The following is a 21,011-nucleotide window of genomic DNA, read 5'->3' on the forward strand; positions in this document are numbered from 1 at the left end:
GATTCCACGGCCCTACACTCGAATCCATGAGCATCCTCGAAACGATCCACGAGCCGCGCGATCTCGATCGGCTCACGGACCGGGAGCTCGACCAGCTGGCCGCTGAAGTGCGGGCCTTCCTGGTCGCGAACGTGGCGAAGACAGGCGGGCACCTCGGCCCCAATCTCGGCGTGGTCGAGACCACGATCGCGATCCACCGCGTCTTCGACTCGCCGCGCGACGCCATCGTCTTCGACACCGGGCACCAGTCGTACGTGCACAAGCTCCTGACCGGTCGTCAGGACTTCTCCCAGCTGCGCCAGAAGGGCGGCCTCGCGGGCTACCCGCAGCGGTCGGAGTCCGAGCACGACATCGTCGAGAGCTCGCACGCGTCGTCGTCGCTCTCCTGGGCGGACGGCATCTCGCGCGCCTTCGAGATGACCGGGCAGACCGACCGGCACGTCATCGCCGTCGTCGGCGACGGCGCCCTCACCGGCGGGATGACGTGGGAGGCCCTCAACAACATCTCCGACGACAACAGCCGCAAGCTGATCATCGTCGTCAACGACAACGGCCGCTCCTACGCGCCGACGATCGGCGGCATGGCCCGGTTCCTCAACACCGTGCGCACGCGGCGCGCCTACCGGAGCCTCTACCTGACCAGCCAGCGCGCGTTCGACAAGCTCGGCGCCCCGGGCCGCTCGTTCTACCGCGGCGTGCGCGGCGGCCTGCACGGCTTCCTCAGCCGGTTCTCGAACAACGAGGCGCTCTACTCGAACCTCGACATCAAGTACATCGGACCGGTGCACGGCCACGACATCCAGGCGATGCAGGAGGCCCTCCTGCAGGCGAAGAACTACGGCGCGCCCGTCATCGTGCACGCGATCACGCAGAAGGGGCGCGGCTACGAGCCGGCTCTGCGCGACGCCGCAGACCAGTTCCACGCCGTCGGTCAGATCGATCCGGAGACCGGGGAGCCGATCGACAGTTCCAGCAAGCCGAGCTGGACGGGCGTCTTCGCGGACGAGATCGTCCGGCTCGCCGAGAAGGACCCGAAGCTCGTCGGCATCACCGCGGCCATGCTCCGGCCCACGGGCCTGCACAAATTCGCTGAGCGCTTCCCCGACCGCGTACACGACGTGGGCATCGCGGAGCAGCACGCCGCCACCAGCGCCGCGGGCCTCGCCTTCGGCGGCCTGCACCCGGTCGTCGCGATCTACGCGACGTTCATCAACCGTGCCTTCGACCAGGTGCTGATGGACGTCGCCCTGCACAAGGCCGGTGTCACGTTCGTGCTCGACCGCGCCGGAGTCACCGGTCCGGACGGGCCGAGCCACCACGGAATCTGGGATCTCGCGATCCTGCAGGTCGTCCCCGGCATCCGCCTCGCCGCCCCGCGCGATGCCACCCGCTTCCGCGAGGAGCTCGCCGAGGCGGTGGCCGTGGACGACGGCCCCACGGTGCTGCGGTTCCCGAAGGGCAGCGTTCAGGCCGACATCCCGGCCGTCCACCGCCTGGAGGACGGCGTCGACGTCCTGCGCGACGACGACCGCAAGGACGTCCTGCTGGTCGCCGTGGGCCCGATGGCGGATCTCGCACTCAAGGTCGCCGATGGCCTCGCCGCTCAGGGCATCGGCGCGACGGTCGTCGACCCGCGCTGGGTCGTCCCGGTCCCGAAGAGCGTGCTCGGGCTGGCCGCGGAGCACCGCATCGTCGTCACGATCGAGGACGGCATCCGCGTCGGTGGCATCGGCACCCGCGTGCGCCAGGACCTCCGCGAGGCCGGCATCGACACGGCGGTCGACGAGCTCGGCCTCCCCGACGAGTTCATCGACCACGCGACCCGTGACGAGATCCTCGACGAGGCCGGGCTGACCGCCCAGAAGATCGCCCGCGACCTCGTGGCTCAGGTGCTCGGCAGCCGCGTCCCGATCGCACGCCCGTTGCCCGAGCAGGAGCTGACCCGGCGCAACGCGGACGGGTAGATCGCCGGGTTGACTTGGAGCGCGCTCTAAGTCTTATCGTGGCGGTATGACCGACAGCATCACGGCGATGTCCATCTCCGACGTCGCCGAGCGCACCGGGCTCTCCACGCACACCCTCCGCTATTACGAGCGCGAAGGTCTCATGCTGAGTCCCGTCGAGCGTGCCCCGTCCTCGCACCGCCGTTATTCGGAAGCCGACCTCGCCTGGGTCGTGTTCCTCACGAAGCTGCGGTCGACCGCGATGCCGATCGCTACCGTGCGCCGGTACGTGGAGCTCGCCCGGCGCGGCGACGACACCACCGCGGAACGGCTGGAGCTGCTGCTCCTGCACCGCATGGGGGTGGCGCAGCAGCTCGAGGAGATGGCGGCGAGTCTCGCGGCCATCGACTACAAGATCGGTCTCTACGAGAAGAAAGCAGGAACGAACGCATGAAGAAGACCACTCTCGGAACCGAGCGGCTCGAGGTCTCGCAGCTGGGCCTCGGCTGCATGGGGATGTCCGCGTTCTACACCGGCGCTGGACAGGACGACGCGGGCTCGATCCGCACCCTCCACCGGGCGATCGATCTCGGCGTGACGTTCTTCGACACAGCCGAGATCTACGGGCCCTACGCGAACGAGGAGCTCCTGGCGCGCGCCTTCGCCGACGGCCGGCGCGATCAGGTCGTCATCGCCACCAAGTTCGGCACCATCCTGCACCGGCAGAAGGACGAGCGCGGACTCGACGGCTCGGCCGAGAACGTGCGGCTCTCCGTCGAGGGGTCGCTGAAGCGACTGGGCACCGACCGCATCGATCTCTACTATCAGCACCGGATGGACCCGGGGACTCCGATCGAGGAGACCGTCGGCGCGCTCAAGGAGCTCATCGAGGAGGGCAAGATCCTCCACTACGGACTTTCCGAGGCAGCCCCGGAGACCATCCGGCGCGCGAACGCCGTGCATCCCGTGACGGCGGTCCAGACCGAGTACTCGCTCTGGACGCGCGACCCGGAGGAGGCGGTGCTGCCGACCGTGCGTGAGCTCGGCATCGGATTCGTGCCGTACTCGCCTCTCGGCCGCGGCTTCCTGACGGGCACCATCCGTTCGCTCGACGAACTCTCCGAGGACGACTTCCGCCGAGTCAACCCGCGTTTCGAGGGTGACAACCTGGAGGCGAACATCCGGATCGTCGAGCAGGTTGACGCCGTCGCGCGCGAGGTCGGCGCGACGGCCGGGCAGGTCGCGCTCGCGTGGCTGCTCGCGAAGGGCGACGACATCGTCCCGATCCCCGGAACGCGTCGGGTGGAGAACCTGGAGCAGAACGTCGAGGCGACCACGGTGCAACTCAGCCCGGAGCAGATCGAGCGACTCGACGCTGTCGCCGCTCCGGTCGGCGACCGCTACGCGGACATGACGCCGCTCAACCGCTGAATCCCTCCGCGCAACCAGGGGTCGCGAAACGCCGCTTCGAGACGCTCGAAGCGGCGTTTCGCGACCCCGCTGTCGTCAGGCCAGCGTGCTGAAGCGGACCCGGAGGGTGCGCGCCTCGGGGCGGAGGGAGAACGCGGGCCACACGTCGGGCCCGCAGGCGCGCGAGCCCAGGCCGTGCTGGGCGGCGTCGAGGAACAGGTGCGTCGTGCGGGAGACCGGAAGCTCGTGCGGGTGCCCGGCCGCGGCGATCTCCTGGGGAGTGTGGCGGGTGAGCACGAAGCCCGGGAGACGGCCGCGGGTGTCCGGGAGGGCGTGGAGCCGGAGGGCGCCGAGCACCAGCTCGCGCACGGCCGAGCGGTGACCGGTCTCCTGCGGGCGGGCGTACGGGACCGACAACCCGTCGATCGTCGCCGTGTACCGCCCGACCCGGGCCGCCCGGAGGCTGTCCGGGTACGACTCGAGCGGTCCGAGCCCGAACCACTCGGCGTCGGTGACGGGCGCGTCGTCGTCGGGCAGGTCGAAGCGGACGCCGATGCGCGGCCACACCGTGGACCAGCCGGCGGACGGCTCGATCTCGACGCGGAGCTCGAGGCTCGCCCCGACGAGCGCCCACACCGTCTCCACGCTGACCGAGAGCGCCGCATTCGCGGCGGAGACCCGGGTGACGGTCCGCAGCGCTCCCGGAGCCTCCTGGACCGCGACGAGCCGGTGGACGAGCCGGTCGAGGCCCTGCGAGCGCCACAGCGAGGCGCTGGAGACGCCGGGGACGCTCCCGTCGCTCCCGGTCGGGTCGCTGAAGGCGCCGCCTTCGTCGTTGTCTGTGGGGGCGCGGAACAGCTCGAGCCGCGGTCCGTCCACGCGGCGACCGGCGAGGCGCACCAGGCGACCGGACTCGAAGGCCGCGGGGCCGAGGGAGAGCGTCCCCTCGGCGTCGCGCCAGCCGGTGATCCGCGGTGCGGTCGGCGCCGGCAGTGCGGCGGGTGTCCGATCGGACTGGGCGGATGCGACGATGTGCCCCTCGGGCGCCCAGGCGGTCGCGGCGGCGAGCACCGCCTCCACCGTCAGCCAGTTCTCCACGCCGACGCGCGGGGTGAGCTCCGGGAGGGCGACGCGGACGGAGGAGCCCGCGGCGATCTCCGGAACGGACAGGGCGCCGCCGTCCACAGCACGCCCGTCGGCCTCCAGCCGCCAGGTGAACCGCAGATCCGCGGTGGAGGCGGTGTGCCGGCGGTTCTCGATGGTGACGCCGGAGCCGTCGGCGTCGAACGCGAAGCGCACGGGCGCGACCACGGCCGCGTATTCGTGCAGGCCCGGGGTCGGGGTGTCGTCGCTCAGGATCATGCCGTCCATGACGAAGTTGCCGTCGTGCACGACCTCCCCGAAGTCGCCGCCGTACGCGTAGAACGGCGTGCCGTCCGCCGTGCGCGTCAGGATGCCGTGGTCGCGCCACTCCCACACGAAGCCGCCGTGCAGGCGCGGATGCGCATCCACCAGGGCCTCGTACTGGTCGATGGCACCCGGGCCGTTGCCCATCGCGTGGACGTACTCGCAGAGGATGAACGGCTTGGTGCGCTGGCGCGCGCCCTGCGCGGGTGTGCAGCCGAGCAGCGGAGCGGTCGATCCGTCCGTGCCGATCTGCTCGGTCTCGGGCACGGTGGAGTACATGCGCGAGTAGACGTCGGTGTACTCGCCGGTGTAGTCGCCCTCGTAGTGCACCGGACGGCCGGTGTCGCGGGCGTGCACCCACGCCGACATCGCGGCGAGGTTCGCTCCCGTGCCCGACTCGTTGCCGAGCGACCACATCACGATGCTCGGGTGGTTCTTGTCGCGTTCGACCGTCCGTTCGATCCGGTCGAGATAGGCGTCGCGCCACGCGGGGTCGTCGCTCGGGTTGCCCACCCAGCCCGCGACCTCGAATCCGTGGGTCTCGAGGTCGCACTCGAGGATCACCCAGAACCCGAGCTCGTCGGCCAGATCGAGCAGGCGGGGATGCGGCGGGTAATGGCTGGTGCGGATGGCGTTGACGTTGAACCGCTTCATGCGGGCCAGATCCTCGCGGGCGTGCTCCTCGTCGAAGACGCGGCCGCGCTCGGGATGCGCCTCGTGCCGGTTCATCCCGTGGAAGACGACGCGTTCCCCGTTGACGAGGAAGCGGTCGCCGCGGATCTCGACGGTGCGGAATCCAGTGCGCAGGATGGCGGTCTCGCCTGCGGCTTCCACCGACACGGCGTAGAGACGCGGGGTCTCGGCCGTCCACGGATCGACCGCGGCGAGCTCGACCCGTGCGACGTCGTCCGGCTCGGCCCACACCGTCTCGACGCCGAGCTCCGGGATGCGCAGGGTCACGGGGAACGCCGCGGCGCCCGCGGTGATCTCGGCGTCGATCCAGCCCGCGCCCTCCGCCCATCCGGTCCGCAGCCAGACGTCGTCGAGACCGTCCGCCGGCCGGGCCGCCAGTGTGACGTCGCGGAAGATGCCCGGCAGCCACCACTGGTCCTGATCCTCGAGATAGCTGGCGGCCGACCACTGGTGCACGCGCACGACGAGGACGTTCTCGCCGGTCCGCACGAGGTCGGTGACCTCGAACTCCTGCGCGAGCCGGCTGCCGGTGCCGATCCCGACCTCGGCACCGTTGAGCCACACGCGGTACATCGACTCGACGCCGTCGAACCGCAGCAGCAGGGCGGCGTCGGCGGGCCAGTCGGAGGGGAGGACGAACGTGCGCCGGTAGTCGCCGGTCGGGTTCTCGTCCGGAACGTGCGGAGGGTCGAGCGGGAACGGGTACTGCACGTTCGTGTAGATCGGGAGGCCGTGGGCGCCGTCCCCCTCGAGCACCCAGTGGGAGGGAACGGGGATCGTGCCCCAGCCGCCGTCGTCGAAGTCCGGCGCGGCGATCGCGTCGTCCAGGCCGGCCGTGGGGGAGAGGCGGAAGCGCCAGGTGCCGTTCAGCGAGAGGGTGGGGGCGTCGCTCGCGAGCCACGAGCGGGGTGCGCGCCGTGCGCCCCGGCCGGGTGCGGTGTCGGAGAGGTAGGACGGGCTCAGCACGGGGTCTCGGCTCCTTCGGTGTGGACTAGCATCGACGTTAGCCGAAAATCGGGCACGTGACCTAATTTCGAGGAGCAGCATGGCAGAGCAGAGCGCGGGCGCACGCGGGCCCTACGCGAAGACGGCCGCACGGCGCGCCCAGATCGTCGACGAGGCTTACCGGGCCTTCGCCACGCGCGGATACCACGGCAGCTCCCTGCGGGAGATCGCCGCCGCCGCCGGGGTCGGTCTCAGCACCCTCCAGCACCACTTCGCCGACAAAGAGGAGCTGCTCCTCGCCGTCCTCGCCCGCCGCGACCAGGAGGGGGACGCACTCGACGCGACCCTCGCCGGCAGCCCGGAGCCGTTCGTCGACCGCATCCTCGACCGCGCCCGCACCAACGAGAGCCTCCCGGGGCTGATCGCGCTCTACAGCGTGCTCGCGGCGGAGGCCGTCACCGACGAACACCCGGGCCGCCCGTTCTTCGCCGCGCGCTACGACGACCTCCGCTCCGCGTACACCCGCGAGTTCGAGGCGATGCGCGCGGCCGGCCGTCTGCGCGCGGGCGTGGACCCGGCGCTCGCCGCGGCCACGGTGGTCGCCCTCTGGGAGGGCATCCAGCTGCAATGGCTGTACGCGCCCGACGCGATCGACGCCGTGGCGGCGCTGCGCGGCTACTTCGACCTCGTCCTGACATGACGGACGCCCCGCTCGTCGTGAGCGGGGCGTCCGTCGTGCGGGAAGCGCGTACGGTTACGCGACGCCCTTCACCGGCGGGTGCTGGAACGTGTCTCCGAAGACACGCTGCGACGCTCCGACGCGGTCGAGGTACGGCGTGATGCCGCCCATCTGGAACGGGAAGCCCGCGCCGAGGATCATGCAGAGGTCGATGTCCTCCGGCGCCTCGACCACGTGGTCGTCGATCAGCATGCGGTGGATCTCGTCGGCGAGGCCGTCCTCCAGGCGACGGAGGATCTCCTCCTTCGTCCACGGCTTCGTGCCGCCGGCGATGATCTTCGCCGCGCCCTTGTCGACGCCCTTGACCTTGCCCTTGCCGTCCTTCTCCAGCAGCGTCCCGTACTCGGCGAGCTTGTGGAGGTTCTCGCTGCGGTAGAACCGGTCCGGGAACGCGGCGTGGTGCGTGTCCAGCACGTGTGCGCCCACCTTCAGACCGACCAGGTCGAGCAGACGCGACGGCGGCATCGGCAGGCCGAGCGGGGCGAACGCCTCGTCGACGGTCTCGAAGGAGGTGCCGTCGTCGACGGCGTGCATCGCCTCGCCGAGCACCTTCGCCAGCACACGGTTGACCACGAAGCCGGGGGTGTCGGCGGTGATCACCGCGTTCTTCTTCAGCGCCGCGGCCGTGACCATCGCCGTCGAGAGCGTCGCCTCGTCCGTGTGCGGCGTCTTGACGACCTCGATCAGGGGCATGACCGCGACCGGGGTGAAGAAGTGGAAGCCGACCAGGCGCTCCGGGTGCTTCAGCTTGGCGCCGATCTGCTCGACGGACAGCGAGGACGTGTTGGTCGCGATGACCGCCTCGTCGGAGAGGTACTGCTCGACCTCCTCGAAGACGTTCTGCTTGACCGTGAGCTCCTCGAAAACGGCCTCGATGACCCAGTCGCAGTCCGCGAAGTCGGCCTTGTCGGTCGTGCCGGTGACCAGGGCGCGCAGACGGTTCGCCTCGTCGGGGGAGATCCGGCCCTTCTCCTGCAGCTTCCCGATCTCGTCGTGGATGTATGCCACACCCTTGTCGACGTGCGCCTGGTCGAGGTCAGTGATCACGACGGGCACGCGCAGCCGGCGCACGAACAGGAGCGCGAACTGGCTGGCCATGTAGCCCGCGCCGATCACGCCGATCTTCGTGACCTTCTTCGCCAGCTTCTTGTCGGGGGCGCCGGCCGGACGCTTCGCGCGCTTCTGCACCAGGTTGAAAGCGTAGATGCTCGCCTGGAACTGGTCGCCCGAGATCAGCTCCGCCAGTGCCTCGTCCTCGAGTTCGAAGCCGGCGGCGCGGTCGTTCGACTTGGCGGCCTTGAGCAGCTCCAGCGCCTTGTACGGCGACTTCGGGACCGTGCCGATGCGGCTCTCCAGCATCTTGCGGGCGATGCCGATGGCGGCGTCCCACTTGACCATGCGCTCGACCTTGCCGGGGACGTTGGGCCGCTTGACCTCGACCTGCCCGGTGAGCACCTTGTCGGCCCAGACCAGGGACTCCTCGAGGAAGTTCGCCGAGTCGAAGATGGCGTCCGCGATGCCGAGGTCGAAGACCTCCTGCGGCTTCAGCATCCGATTCTGCTTGAGCGGGTTCTCGATGACGACCTTGAGGGCGTTCTCGATGCCGATGAGGTTCGGCAGGATCGTCGCGCCTCCCCAGCCGGGGATCAGGCCGAGGAACACCTCCGGCAGTGCGAACGCGGCCGCGTTGCGGTCGATGGTGCGGTAGTCGGCGTTGAGGCCGATCTCCACACCGCCGCCCAGTGCGAGGCCGTTCGTGAAGACGAACGAGGGCACGCCGAAGGTCGCCTGCTTGCCGAGCACGAAGTGGCCCAGCTGGGGGAGCAGCTTGGCGACCTCCACGCTCGGGATGTCGCTCACGCGGCTGAGGTCGGCCCCCGCCGCGAGGATGAAGGGCTTGCCGGTGACGGCGACGGCGTCGATCTCGCCGCGGCCGGCCCGCTCGGTGAGCTCGTCGAAGGTCTTCCCGAGCTCGAGGAGGGTGGCCGGGCCCATCGTGTTGGGGCGCGTGTGGTCGCGCCCGTTGTCGAGGGTCACCAGCGCGAGGGTCTTGCCGCTCGGCAGCGGGATGTCCTTCACGAAGGAGTGGGTGACGACCTCGTCGGAGGTGAGGGCGACGAGGGGGGAGAAGTCGATCGTGGTGTAGTCGGTCACTCGGTCTCAGGCCTTCCGTGCAGCGCGCTTGTCGTGCCGTGCTTTTCCAGTGAAGTGGGGGTTCTCCCAGATGACAGTGCCGCCCTGGCCCAGGCCGACGCACATCGCGGTCACGCCGTAGCGGACCTCCGGGTGCTCCTCGAACTGACGGGCGAGCTGGATCATCAGGCGCACGCCGCTGGCGGCGAGCGGGTGGCCGATGGCGATGGCGCCGCCCCACTTGTTGACGCGGGGGTCGTCGTCGTCGATGCCGAAGTGGTCGAGGAACGAGAGCACCTGGATGGCGAACGCCTCGTTGAGCTCGAACAGGCCGATGTCATCGATCGACAGGCCCGCCTTGCGGAGCGCCTTCTCGGTCGAGGGGACCGGGCCGATGCCCATGATCTCCGGCTCGACGCCGGCGAAGCCGAAGCTGACCATGCGCATCTTCGGGGTGAGGCCGAACTCCGTGACGGCGTCGCTGGACGCGAGCAGGCTCGCCGTCGCGCCGTCGGTCAGCGGGGACGAGTTGCCGGCGCTCACGCGGCCGTGCGGGCGGAACGGGGTGCGCAGGGTCGCCAGCGACTCCATGTTGGTCTCGGGGCGCATCCCCTCGTCGCGGGTGGCCAGGCCCCAGCCGGCCTCGGAGCGGATCGCGACCGGCACCAGGTCGGGCTGCAGCTTGCCGTTCTCGTAGGCGGCGGCCGTCTTCTGCTGGCTGCGCATCGCGAACCGGTCCGAGCGCTCCTTGGTCAGCGCGGGGAAGCGGTCGTGGATGCGCTCGGCGGTCATGCCCATGTTCAGGGCGTCTTCGCCCACCAGGCGCTCCGAGAGGAAGCGCGGGTTGGGGTCCGCTCCGAAGCCCATCGGGTGCCGGCCCATGTGCTCGACACCGCCCGCGATCGCGAGGTCGTAGGCGCCGAAGGCGATGCCGGAGCCGAGGGTGGTGACGCTCGTCATCGCGCCGGCGCACATCCGGTCGATCGCGAACCCGGGGACCGACTTCGGCAGGCCGGCGAGGAGCGCCGCCGTGCGGCCCAGGGTCAGACCCTGGTCGCCCTGCTGCGTCGTCGCCGCGATGGCCACGTCGTCGATGCGGTCCTTGGGCACGTTCGGATTGCGCTCGAGCAGCCCGATGATCGCCTTCACGACCAGGTCGTCCGCCCGGGTGTTCCAGTACTGCCCTTTTTCGCCGGCCCGTCCGAACGGAGTCCGGACTCCGTCGACGAACACGACATCGGTTCTTTCGGCCACAGTGCCTCCCAAATCAGGTCCGTGTCGATCCTAGGGAGGCCGTCGCGGGCCACGGGAATCGTTTGATTCTTTCTACGAATCCGTCTCGGGCGACTCGGCGGGCGTTTGCATGCTTTCCACAAACGCGCGGGCGATGATCTGTGAGGTTGCCTCAATCTGCCAGGGGCGGGCGCCATGTGCGGCGAGCGCGTCGGCGATCGAGGCGTCGGTGACCTCCTCGGGCGGCGTCCAGGCGATGCGGCGCAGTGTCTCGGGGGTGAGGAGATTCTCGAGGGGGATGTTGCGCTCCTCCGACAACGCGGTGAGCGCGGCGCGCGCGGCCTTCAGGCGTCCGTCGGCCTCCGGGTTGCGATCGGACCAGGCGCGCGGCGGCGGGAGGGAGTCACCGTTGCCCCGGAGCACCGGCAGGTCGTTCGTGGTGCGGCCGGTCTCCACGGCCTCCCACCAGCGGTCGAGCTCCGTCCGGCTCGCCCGTCCGGTGAACTCGCGCATCGCGGCGAGGGCGCGCTTGCTGTCCGGAAGGGCCTTCGCCGCGGCCGTGAGGGCGGCGTCGGGCACGAGGCGGCCCGGTGCAGTGTCGATCTCGCGCGCCAGGGCGTCCCGGCTGAGCCACAGCTCGCGCGCGACGGCGAGATTGCGGATCCCGCGGATGGAGTGGATGCCCGACAGGCGCCGCCAGGGCTCGCTGCGCACCACGGTCAGCTCCCGGGTCAGCTCGTCGGCGAACTCCTGCTGCGCGATGTCCGTCTTGCCGGCCTCGTCGAGCAGGCCGGCGATGGCGTCGCGCAGATCGGGGAGCAGCTCGACGTCGAGCGCCGCGTAGACCAGCCACGGCTCGGGCAGCGGACGCGTCGACCAGTCGGCGGCGCTGTGCTCCTTCGCCAGGTGGACGCCCAGAAGCTCCTCCACGACCGTCCCCAGGCCGACACGCGGCATCCCGAGCAGGCGGGCGGCGAGCTCCGTGTCGAAGATGCGCGACGGGTCGAGGCCGACCTCGCGCAAACAGGTGAGGTCCTGGGTGGCCGCGTGCAGCACCCACTCCTCGTCCGCAATCGCGGTGTTCAGCTCGTCGAAGCGGCCGATCGCGGGCGGATCGAAGAGGAAGGTCCCTGCGCCGCGACGGAAGATCTGGATGAGGTACGCGCGCTGAGAGTATCGGAAGCCGCTGGCCCGCTCGGCGTCCACGGCGATCGGGCCGGAGCCGGCGACGATGGCGTCGACCGCAGCGAGATAGCCCTCACGCGAGTCGATCACGGAGTGGTCAGGCACGCGGACCCCGTCTCGTGGCGAGGACGCTGACACCTTCGCTCGTCGGCGGAAGCCCGGCGAGCATGCAGAGCAGCTCGCCCCAGCCCTCGACGTGCGCGGTGATGTCGGTCTCCTGCGGGCTCCACGACGCGCGCAGCTCGATCTGCGAGCCATCGCCCTGCGCCGCCAGCTCGCCGAACCCGGTGCTGATGATCTTGGTCGCGGTGCCGCTCGCGGCGGTGTACCGGGCGTGGCGGGCGTCGAGGGCGTCGACCAGCCACGACCACGTCACATCCGCGAGGAAGGGGTCGAGGCCGATGTCGGTCTCCAGCGGCGCCTGCGCGAAGCAGACGATGCGGAACGGGCCGCCCCAGGCCTCCGGCTCGTCCGGGTCGTAGAGCAGGATGAACCGGCCCGTGCCGAGCTCGGAGTCGTCGCCGTGCCGAGCGGGTCGCACGTCTGCGGCCAGGGCCACCGCGTACGGGGCGAGCTGGGCGGGCGCGGGGATCTCGGTGACCGTGAGCTCCTCGCGGGACGGGGCGGCACGGACGGACGCGAGGGCCGCGGCGAACGCGGCCGGCACGTGCGGGGTGGCGGGAGGAGTCGACACGTCTTGAACACTAGAAGCCTTTGCGGGTCGCCGACGGTAAGGCACGCCGCCTGAAGAACTCCTGAGGGTGGGCGCCGGGCCGCGCCGGTACGCTGACCGCATGGCGAGTGGGAACAGGACGGGTGGATTCACCAAGGCGCTCGCCGTGACGGCGATCGCAGCCGGCGGGCTGGCGCTCGCCACCGCCGCGGGCGCCGCGTACGCGATCAGCCGGGTCGCCCGCACGGTGATCACGCCGGTGCGCCGCCGCCCGCAGAACCAGAGCGTGCGCGCCGTCGACACCGCCCGCGGCACGATCACCCTCGCCTCCACGCCGGACAGCCGGATGCCGGGCCGGTTCGGCGTCTTCTTCGACGGCGACTCCGGGCACGCCAAGGTGGGCGGCCTGCTCGCGATGGACGAGTCGACGGTCACCCGCGAGCTCGAGCGCATCGAGTACGGCGACCTGCGGCCGGGCCGCGCGCGGATCAGCGGCTATTACTACCTGCAGCCGGAGGAGCCCGGATTCCCGGTGCGCAGTGTCGAGATCCCGGCGGAGCTCGGGCAGGCGCCCGCGTGGGTGTTCCCGGCCGACGCCTCCCGGGCCGACGAGGGCCGCTGGGTGATCCAGGTGCACGGCTGGGGCGCCACCCGCCAGGAGGGCCTCCGGGCGGTCCGTACCTTCCATGACGCCGGCTACACCTGCCTCCTGGCCTCATACCGCAACGATGGCGACGCCCCCGACAGCGCCGACCGGCGGTACGGTCTCGGCGGGACGGAATGGCACGACATCGACGCGGCCATCCGCTACGCCATCGCCGAAGGGGCGAAGTCGATCGTGCTCATGGGCTGGTCGATGGGTGGAGCCGTCGTGCTGCAGACGGTCACCCGCTCCGAGAACCTGGGACGGGTCGCGGGCATCATCCTGGAGTCCCCGGTCGTCGACTGGGTCGACACCCTCGAGTATCAGGCGCATCTGCTCCGCCTGCCCGAGCCGATCTCGCGGGGCGCCATCCGGCTCATCGAGTCCACGTGGAGCGGTCCGATCACCGGACAGGACGCCCCGATCGACCTGGCGAGCATGGACTTCGTCGCGCGCGCTGCCGACCTCACGCTGCCGACCCTCATCCTGCACAGCGACGACGACGGCTTCGTGCCCTCGACGTCGTCCCGTGCGCTGGCGGAGGCGCGGAGCGACATCGTCACATTCGTGCCGTTCACGGTCGCCCTCCACACCAAACTGTGGAACTACGACGAGACGAAGTGGAGCACGTCGATCACGGAGTGGCTCGACGGCACCATCCACGCGCCCGGGGAGTGATCCTCCGCGCGATCGGACCGCCCGACCCGCCTCGCCTCAGGCCGCGAGCTTCTGCCGCACCTGGCGCTTCGCGCGCCCCAGGAGCGCCGACATGCCGCGGATGCGGAGCGGGGACACCGCCTGGGTCAGACCCAGGGTCTGCGGAAAGTCGTCCGGAACCGCGAGCACTTCGTCGGCGGTCAGCCCGGCGAGGCCCTGGACCAGGATGGACGCGAATCCGCGCGTCGTCGGAGCCTCGGGCGGCGCCGTGGCGAACAGGCGCACCACGTTCGCCTCGTCGACCTCCACGAAGATGAAGACCGGCGCCTGGCACTCCTCCACGCGCTCCAGCAGGTCGGGGTGATCCGCGTAGCGCTCCGGGAGCGGGGGCAGCTCGTCGGAGAACTCCAGCAGCAGCTGCAGTCGGTCGGGCTGCTCCAACGCGAGGAAGTCGTCGCGGATCTCGGCCAGGGCGCCGGTCAGGTCGGTCATGTCTCCAGGCTACTTCGCCGGGACCTCACCGGGCTCGGAGCCCGTCGCGATCGGCACGCGCACCGCGGAACCCCACTCCGTCCACGAGCCGTCGTAGTTCCGCACGTTCTCGAAGCCGAGCAGGTGCGTCAGCACGAACCACGTGTGGCTGGAGCGCTCGCCGATACGGCAGTAGGCGATCACGTCGTCTCCCGGCTCCAGTCCGGCGTCACCCAGGTAGATCGCCTCCAGGTCGGCGCGGCGCTTGAACGTCGCGTCCGGCGCGGCCGCCCGCGCCCACGGCACCGAGGCCGCCGACGGGATGTGTCCGGCACGGAGCGCGCCCTCGGTCGGGTACCCCGGGATCTCGGTGCGCTCGCCGCTGTACTCCTCGGGGGAGCGCACGTCGATGAGGGCCCCTCGACCCGCACGCACCCGTCCGAGGTGGTCGAGCACGTCGTCCTTGAACGCGCGCACGCGCGTGTCGTCGCGCTCGACCACGGGGTACTCGACCGGGGTGGGCGCGGGGACGTCGCGCGTGATCTCCCGGCCCTCGGCGATCCACTTGTCGCGGCCGCCGTCGAGCAGGCGGACGTCCTCGTGGCCGAACAGGGTGAAGACCCACAGCGCGTACGCCGCCCACCAGTTGTTCTTGTCGCCGTAGAACACGACGGTCGAGTCGCGCGCGATCCCCTTGGAGCCCAGCAGCTCGGCGAACCGCTCCCCGCTCACGTAGTCGCGCACGACCGGATCGTTGAGGTCCGTGTGCCAGTCGATCTTGACGGCGCCCGGGATGTGCCCGGTGTCGTACAGGAGGACGTCCTCGTCGGACTCCACCACGACGAGCCCCGGTTCGCCCAGGTGCTCCGCCAGCCACGCGGTGCTCACGAGGCGCTCCGGGTGGGCGTAGTCGGCGAAGTCGGTGGACGGGTCGGTCTCGATGGCCATGCTGTTCTTCCTCCGGGATAGGCTGGGACTCTGCGAAAGCAGGGGACGCCGTCTCAGGCTACGCGGCCGCGGACCGCCTGCGACAGGCGGCCGCCCGCACAGCGAAACACAGCGACATCCACGCGCCCGCTCCCGACCACGAAGGTGCCCTCCCGCCATGACCCTCGACCAGCTCGGCGCCCTCCCGCGCCTCGCCGACCGCTCGCCCCAGATCACCGGGGCCGAGATCGCCGCCAGCCTGGTCCCGCCGTCGCAGTTCGAGCGCGCGTCCTTCGAGACCTACCGCCCCGACCACGACTACCCCTCGCAGGCGGAGGCGGTCGCCACCCTCAAGCTCTTCGCGAAGGCGTGGGAGCCGCAGCGCCCGGCCGGCCTGTTCAGCCGCAGCCGCAAGAAGGTCGCCGCGATGAAGCCGGGCGTCTACCTCGACGGCGGCTTCGGCGTCGGCAAGACCCACCTCCTCGCCTCCCTCTGGCACGAGGCGCCGGGACCGAAGTACTTCGGCACGTTCATCGAGTACACCGCGCTGGTCGGCGCGCTCGGCTATGCGGGAGCGGTCGACCTCCTCCGCGGCTCCACGCTCATCTGCATCGACGAGTTCGAGCTCGACGACCCGGGCGACACCATGATGATGACCCGGATGCTCGGCGAGCTCGTCGCCTCCGGCACCCGCATCGCCGCCACCAGCAACACCCCGCCGAACGCGCTGGGCGAGGGCCGGTTCGCCGCGAGCGACTTCCTCCGCGAGATCCAGTCCCTCTCCGCCAACTTCGAGACCCTCCGCATCGACGGCCTCGACTACCGCCGCCGCGACACCACCGGCAATGCCGTCACGGTGCAGCCCGACGAGTACGCGCGGGTGCTGGGAGCGCTCGCCGAACGCGGCGAGACCACGACCTCGGACGGGTTCGACGACCTCATCGCCCACCTGGCGACCGTGCACCCCTCCCGCTACATCAAGATCATCGACGGCGTCGACGTCATCGGCCTCGACGGCGTCCACGTGCTCCACGACCAGATGGCCGCCCTGCGCCTCGTCGCCTTTATCGACCGCGTCTACGACGCCGAGATCCCGATCGTGCAGACCGGTGTGCCGCTGAACGAGGTGTTCGACGACGACATGCTCGGCGGCGGCTACCGCAAGAAGTACCTCCGCTCCGTCTCGCGCATGATCGCGCTGACCGCGGGCGAACTGCCTCCCCACGACGCCTAGGTGGACTCGCACCGAGCGCCCGGCACATCGAAAGCCTGCGGAAACACAGTGTTTACACGCGGGCCCCACGCGTAACACCCGCGAAACACGCGCTGTCTCCGACCGAAACCTCTCGCGTTCAGACTGGCTCCACCCCGAACCGCTCCCGCCCCGAATGGGAGCGCACGTGAGCCGGGGCACGCACAGAGAGGTAGACAATTCGCATGGTGCTCCACACAGCAGCGGACTACGCAGAAGCCGGGACGGTCAACGCCCTGTGGCTTCTGGTCGCCGCAGCCCTCGTTCTGCTGATGACCCCCGGTGTCGCCTTCTTCTACGGCGGCATGGTCCGAGCCAAGAGCGTCGTCAGCATGATGATGATGAGCTTCGGCGCGATGGCCCTCGTCGGCGTCCTCTGGGTCGTCTACGGCTACGGCCTGTCGTTCGGGCCCGAGTCCATCAAGGGTGTCCTCGGCACGCCGGACTGGTTCCTGAGCAGCCTCATGGGCAAGGACGGGCTCACCCCCGACCTCGGCGGGCTCGCCTTCGCCGGGTTCCAGGCGACCTTCGCCATCATCACCGTCGCCCTCATCTCCGGTGCGATCGCCGACCGCGCCAAGTTCGGCTCGTGGATGATCTTCGCCGGCATCTGGGTCACGGTCGTCTACTTCCCGGTCGCGTACTGGGTGTTCAACCTCTCGAACGGCTGGATCGCGGCCGGCCTGCACGTGAACGACTTCGCCGGCGGCACGGCGGTGCACATCAACGCCGGTGCGGCGGGCCTCGCCCTCGCGCTCGTCCTCGGCAAGCGCGTCGGCTTCCAGAAGGGCATGAGCAAGCCGCACAACGTGCCGCTGACCCTTCTCGGCGCCGCCCTCCTGTGGTTCGGCTGGTTCGGCTTCAACGCCGGTTCGGAGGCCGCGGTCGACGGTGTCGCAGCGCTCGCCTGGGTCAACACCCTCGCCGCCCCGGCCGCCGCGACCATCGGCTGGCTGATCGTCGAGAAGCTGAAGGACGGCAAGCCGACCTCCATCGGAGCGGCATCCGGCGCCGTCGCGGGCCTCGTCGCGATCACCCCGGCCTGTAACATCCTCACCCCGGGATGGGCGATCCTCCTCGGTGTCGTCGCCGGTGCGGTCTGCGCCCTCGCGGTCGACCTGAAGTTCAAGCTCGGCTTCGACGACTCGCTCGACGTCGTGGGCATCCACCTCGTCGGCGGCATCATCGGTACCCTGTGGATCGGCTTCTTCGGCTTCACCCACGTGGACGGCGACGCCAGCAAGCCCTTCTCGAGCCTCCTCTACGGCGGCAGCTTCCAGCAGCTGGGCGTCCAAGCGCTCGGTGCCTTCGCGGTGCTGATCTACTCCTTCGTCCTTGCCTACGTCATCGGCTGGGCGATCCAGAAGACCATCGGGTTCCGCATCAAGAACGAGGACGAGCTGGCCGGCGTCGACACCGTGGTCCACGGTGAAGAGGGCTACGCCCTCGAGACGGTCTGAGCCTCTCGGTCCTCCGCACACAGCACGCCGGACGGGGTGCCGCCTTCGGGCGGCGCCCCGTCCGCCGTGTGAGCGGGCCGTGCCGGATGCCGCCGCGGCTCGGTAGGGTGATGCTGGCATTCTCGAGCGAAGGGGCGGGATGGCGACGAGCGATCAGGTGGATGCGCTGCTGCTGTTCTTCTGCGGCGCTCTGACCCTCCTGGTCGTGCCCGGCCTCGCGTTCCTCGTCGGGGGTCTCGCCGGGCGCGCCCGGGCACGGCGCGCCCTGCTGTTCGTCCTCACGGGGACGGCGGTGGTCGTCGTGCTCGCCGTCCTGGGCGGCTACGGGATGCTCGCGGGGGAGCCGCTCCTCCCGCACATCGTCGGTGCGCCGGACGTCGCGCTCGCCGGCCAGCGGGGTGTGTACGCGCTCGCCAGGGCCGGATCCCTGATCGCCGTCTGCGCGGTCGCGATCGCCGTCGTCGGTGCCGCAGTCGCCTCGCGCATCACGCTGGGTGCGTGGCTCCTGTTCTGCGCGGCGTGGAGCGTCTTCGTGCTGTTCCCGGCGGGGTATGCCGTCTTCGCGCTGAGCGACGGCTGGGCGGTCTCTCTGCTCGGCGTCGTGGACTACGGGGGAGCGCTCCCCGTCGGACTCGCCGCGGGCGCCTCCGCCGTCGGAGTGATCGTCGCGTGCGGACGAGGGGAGCACCCGGCCGAGAGCGGGCGCAGCCTCCCCGTCGTCGCGATCGGTGGCACGCTGGTCTGGGTCGGCTGGCTCGGACTCGTGACGGGGTCGGAGGGCGCGGTCGACCAGTACACGGCCCCGATCGCCATCAACGCGTTCCTGGCCTCCGCGGCGGGCTGCCTGATGTGGATGCTCGTCGATCGGGTGCTCCTGCGGCGGCCCACCCTCGTCAGCGTCTTCTGCGGCGCGGCGTCCGGACTGGTGGCGATCACGCCCGCGTCGGGCGTGCTGACCCTCGGCTGGTCCCTCCTCCTGGGCGCGCTCGCCGCGCTGGCCTGCGCGACGATGGTGGACCTCGCGGCCCGCGCGCGGTTCGGGCCGGCGCTGGCGCTGTGCGTCATCATGATCGTCGGCAGCGCGGTCGGACTCCTGTTCGTCGGACTCTTCGGAGCGGGTGGCGGGATGGTCGAGAGCGGCAACTTCGATCTCTTCATCGCGCAGGGCGTCGCCGCGGTCGCCGTGCTCGTCTACGCTTTCGTGATCGCGCTGCTCATCGCCTTGCTGCTCCGGTTCACCGTCGGTCTCACGCGCGTCCGCTATGGTGCGGAGCGTGGCATCCCCTCGACGAATCCTGAGCGCGATCGGCCGGCTGTTCCGTCCGAGCGCGGCTCCGACCCCGTCCGCACCGACCCCCGCCCGCCCCGGCGCTGAGCCGGGCCGCTCGGGGGCGACGGCGACCGAGCAGGTCGACCCGCGGCGGTTGGGCGCGATCCGCACGTCCTACGTTCCGAGCACGGACGGCGACGCCGACCCGGGGGAGATCGTGTGGACCTGGGTGCCCTTCGAGGAGGCGGACGGGCGCGGCAAGGACAGGCCGGTGCTCGTCGTCGCCTCCGAGTCCGCAGGAACCGTCCTGGCGGTGGCTCTGACGAGCCAGGAGCATCCGGGCCGACCCGAGTACGTCCCGGTGGGCGCCGGGTCGTGGGACGGCAGGCACCGGCCCAGCTATGCCCGGGTCGACCGGGTGTACCGCCTGCACCAGGGCGGCATGCGGCGCGAGGCCGCCGCGCTCGACCGCCGCGCGTTCGACGCGGTGCGCGCGTCGCTGCGGCAGCGCTACGGGTGGGGGTGAGACACCGTTCGTCATCGTGCGTCGCACAGCGCAACGCGGAGATGCCAGGGCCGGAGGCGGACACTAGGGTGGCCGCATGCCAGAGGACTGTACCTGGGACTTCGAGACGCGCCAGATCCATGCCGGCGCGGTGATCGACGCCGAGACCCGCTCGCGTGTCACGCCGATCTATCAGACGGCCGGCTACGTCTTCGACGATTTCGACGACGGGGAGGCGCGGTTCGCGGGCCGCAGCGCGTACCGCGCCTACTCCCGCAATGAGAACCCCACCAACGCTGTCGCCGGGCGCCGTATCGCCGACCTGGAGGGCGGCGTCGACGGCATCGTGGTCGCCAGTGGCCAGGCCGCGATCGCCGCGGCGCTGACGGCGTTGGCCGCCTCCGGCGACCATGTCCTGGTCACCCGCTCGCTCTACGAAGGGACGCGGGAGATGTTCCGCGGCGTGCTCGCCCGCCAGGGGATCGACTTCGAGTACGTGGCGGACGACGCCTCCGACGACGAATGGGCGTCGCGCGTGCGCCCGACCACGCGCGCGGTGTACACGGAAACGCTGCCGAACCCGTTGAACCAGGTGGTCGACATCCAACGGCTCGCGGCGATCGCGCACACGGCCGGCGTCCCGCTCGTGGTGGACAACACGGTCCCGACCCCGTACCTGTGGCGCCCCATCGCGGACGGTGCCGACATCGTCATCCACTCGACCTCCAAGTGGCTCGCCGGGCACGGGGCCGTCCTCGGCGGCGCGGTGGTCGACGGCGGCCGCTTCGACTGGGCCGCCCACGCCGACCGGTTCCCGCAGCTGACGGAGCCGCCGCGCGCGGGTGTTCCGTCGTTCGTCGAGCGGTACGGCGCCGGCGCCTACCTGGCGTACCTGCGCTCGGTGATCGTGCTGGAGTACGGACCGACCGTCCCTCCGTCGAGCACGTTCCTCCTGCTGCACGGCATCGAGACTCTCTCGGTGCGGATGGACCGCCACGTCTCGAACGCCCAGGCCGTCGCCGAGTTGCTCGCCGCCCGGCCCGAGGTCGCGCGCGTCTTCTACCCCGGCCTGCCGTCGGATGCGAACCATGCCCTCGCGCAGCGGTACCTTCCCTCGGGGGCCGGCTCCATCGTGTCGTTCGAGCTGGCCGGCGGCTGGGAGGCCGCGCGCCGCTTCATCGACGCGCTGCGCCTCATCACGCCGATGACGCACATCGGGGATGTCCGGAGCCTCGCCATCCACCTCGCCAGCACCATCCACGCGAAGTTGACGCCTGAGGAGCGCGCCGACGCCGGCATCACCCCCGGTCTCATCCGCCTCTCGATCGGCCTGGAGAGCCCACGCGATCTCGCCGCCGACCTCGCGGCCGCACTCGACGCCGCCGGCGTGTAACACCTGGCTCGCGCACGCAGGGGTCGCGAAACGCCGTTCCGGAACACCCGGAACGGCGTTTCGCGACCCCTG

General features: G+C 70.8%; 17 protein-coding genes. 10 read left to right on the top strand and 7 right to left on the bottom strand.

Features of this window, described 5'->3' with window-relative positions; all coding sequences use genetic code 11:
- Positions 1 to 26 precede the first annotated feature (26 nt).
- From dxs to LLS1_RS09555, 3 genes are read left to right on the top strand one after another with little or no spacing between them, the layout of a single operon-like run.
- Positions 27 to 1,964, top strand: coding sequence for a 1-deoxy-D-xylulose-5-phosphate synthase (gene dxs / locus LLS1_RS09545; RefSeq protein ID WP_223356907.1), 1,938 nt, complete (start codon positions 27 to 29; stop codon positions 1,962 to 1,964).
- Positions 1,965 to 2,010: 46 nt separating this feature from the next.
- Entirely contained in the window at positions 2,011 to 2,397 is a 387-nt protein-coding gene (locus LLS1_RS09550; RefSeq protein WP_226655049.1) for a MerR family transcriptional regulator, read from the top strand.
- The gene (locus LLS1_RS09555; RefSeq protein WP_226655051.1) at positions 2,394 to 3,374 is read left to right on the top strand and encodes an aldo/keto reductase; all 981 of its coding nucleotides are present in this window, start codon (positions 2,394 to 2,396) and stop codon (positions 3,372 to 3,374) included. Before LLS1_RS09550 ends, LLS1_RS09555 begins: the two co-directional genes overlap by 4 nt.
- A gap of 75 nt (positions 3,375 to 3,449) precedes the next feature.
- Here LLS1_RS09555 and LLS1_RS09560 read toward each other — a convergent pair whose 3' ends face one another.
- The gene (locus LLS1_RS09560) at positions 3,450 to 6,419 is read right to left on the bottom strand and encodes a glycoside hydrolase family 2 TIM barrel-domain containing protein (protein ID WP_226655053.1); all 2,970 of its coding nucleotides are present in this window, start codon (positions 6,417 to 6,419) and stop codon (positions 3,450 to 3,452) included.
- Between the two features lie 79 nt (positions 6,420 to 6,498).
- On the opposite strand from LLS1_RS09560, the gene LLS1_RS09565 reads away from it, so the two are divergent.
- Positions 6,499 to 7,098 (top strand): TetR/AcrR family transcriptional regulator, encoded by a 600-nt coding sequence (locus LLS1_RS09565; RefSeq protein WP_226655054.1) that lies wholly within the window; start codon positions 6,499 to 6,501, stop codon positions 7,096 to 7,098.
- Between the two features lie 54 nt (positions 7,099 to 7,152).
- On the opposite strand, the gene LLS1_RS09570 is transcribed toward LLS1_RS09565, so the two are convergent.
- From LLS1_RS09570 to LLS1_RS09585, 4 genes are all read right to left on the bottom strand, one after another.
- A complete protein-coding gene (locus LLS1_RS09570) occupies positions 7,153 to 9,291 on the bottom strand; it encodes a 3-hydroxyacyl-CoA dehydrogenase NAD-binding domain-containing protein (protein ID WP_226655056.1) in 2,139 nt (712 codons plus the stop codon).
- A gap of 6 nt (positions 9,292 to 9,297) precedes the next feature.
- Complete coding sequence (locus LLS1_RS09575) at positions 9,298 to 10,524, bottom strand: thiolase family protein (protein ID WP_223356890.1); 1,227 nt, start codon at positions 10,522 to 10,524, stop codon at positions 9,298 to 9,300.
- Between the two features lie 72 nt (positions 10,525 to 10,596).
- Positions 10,597 to 11,793, bottom strand: a complete 1,197-nt coding sequence (locus tag LLS1_RS09580; protein WP_226655057.1) for an HRDC domain-containing protein — start codon at positions 11,791 to 11,793, stop codon at positions 10,597 to 10,599.
- The gene (locus tag LLS1_RS09585) at positions 11,786 to 12,382 is read right to left on the bottom strand and encodes a DUF3000 domain-containing protein (protein ID WP_223356880.1); all 597 of its coding nucleotides are present in this window, start codon (positions 12,380 to 12,382) and stop codon (positions 11,786 to 11,788) included. The genes LLS1_RS09580 and LLS1_RS09585 overlap by 8 nt, the downstream gene beginning before the upstream one ends.
- 100 nt (positions 12,383 to 12,482) lie before the next feature.
- On the opposite strand from LLS1_RS09585, the gene LLS1_RS09590 reads away from it, so the two are divergent.
- Positions 12,483 to 13,682 carry a S9 family peptidase gene (locus LLS1_RS09590; protein ID WP_226655059.1) on the top strand — a complete coding sequence of 400 codons (1,200 nt, stop codon included), beginning with the start codon at positions 12,483 to 12,485 and terminating at the stop codon, positions 13,680 to 13,682.
- 36 nt (positions 13,683 to 13,718) lie between these two features.
- Here the strand turns inward: LLS1_RS09590 and LLS1_RS09595 are convergent, their stop codons facing one another.
- Both LLS1_RS09595 and LLS1_RS09600 read right to left on the bottom strand, forming a co-directional pair.
- Positions 13,719 to 14,153, bottom strand: a complete 435-nt coding sequence (locus LLS1_RS09595; RefSeq protein ID WP_226655061.1) for a SufE family protein — start codon at positions 14,151 to 14,153, stop codon at positions 13,719 to 13,721.
- 9 nt (positions 14,154 to 14,162) lie between these two features.
- Positions 14,163 to 15,080 (bottom strand): sulfurtransferase, encoded by a 918-nt coding sequence (locus LLS1_RS09600; RefSeq protein ID WP_223356876.1) that lies wholly within the window; start codon positions 15,078 to 15,080, stop codon positions 14,163 to 14,165.
- 157 nt (positions 15,081 to 15,237) lie between these two features.
- Between LLS1_RS09600 and zapE the strand changes: the two genes are divergently transcribed.
- The 5 genes from zapE to LLS1_RS09625 all read left to right on the top strand — a co-directional run bounded on the left by zapE (position 15,238) and on the right by LLS1_RS09625 (position 20,939).
- On the top strand, positions 15,238 to 16,293 hold the full coding sequence (zapE, locus tag LLS1_RS09605; protein ID WP_226655063.1) for a cell division protein ZapE: 1,056 nt from the start codon (positions 15,238 to 15,240) through the stop codon (positions 16,291 to 16,293).
- 203 nt (positions 16,294 to 16,496) lie between these two features.
- Positions 16,497 to 17,771 (top strand): ammonium transporter, encoded by a 1,275-nt coding sequence (locus tag LLS1_RS09610; RefSeq protein ID WP_226655065.1) that lies wholly within the window; start codon positions 16,497 to 16,499, stop codon positions 17,769 to 17,771.
- 139 nt (positions 17,772 to 17,910) lie between these two features.
- The gene (locus LLS1_RS09615; RefSeq protein ID WP_226655067.1) at positions 17,911 to 19,146 is read left to right on the top strand and encodes an ammonium transporter; all 1,236 of its coding nucleotides are present in this window, start codon (positions 17,911 to 17,913) and stop codon (positions 19,144 to 19,146) included.
- Complete coding sequence (locus tag LLS1_RS09620; protein WP_226655069.1) at positions 19,046 to 19,567, top strand: type II toxin-antitoxin system PemK/MazF family toxin; 522 nt, start codon at positions 19,046 to 19,048, stop codon at positions 19,565 to 19,567. The genes LLS1_RS09615 and LLS1_RS09620 overlap by 101 nt, the downstream gene beginning before the upstream one ends.
- Positions 19,568 to 19,643: 76 nt before the next feature.
- Complete coding sequence (locus tag LLS1_RS09625) at positions 19,644 to 20,939, top strand: O-acetylhomoserine aminocarboxypropyltransferase/cysteine synthase family protein (RefSeq protein WP_226655071.1); 1,296 nt, start codon at positions 19,644 to 19,646, stop codon at positions 20,937 to 20,939.
- Positions 20,940 to 21,011 lie beyond the last annotated feature (72 nt).

The organism is Leifsonia sp. LS1 (genome assembly GCF_020521355.1).
GTDB lineage: Bacteria > Actinomycetota > Actinomycetes > Actinomycetales > Microbacteriaceae > Leifsonia.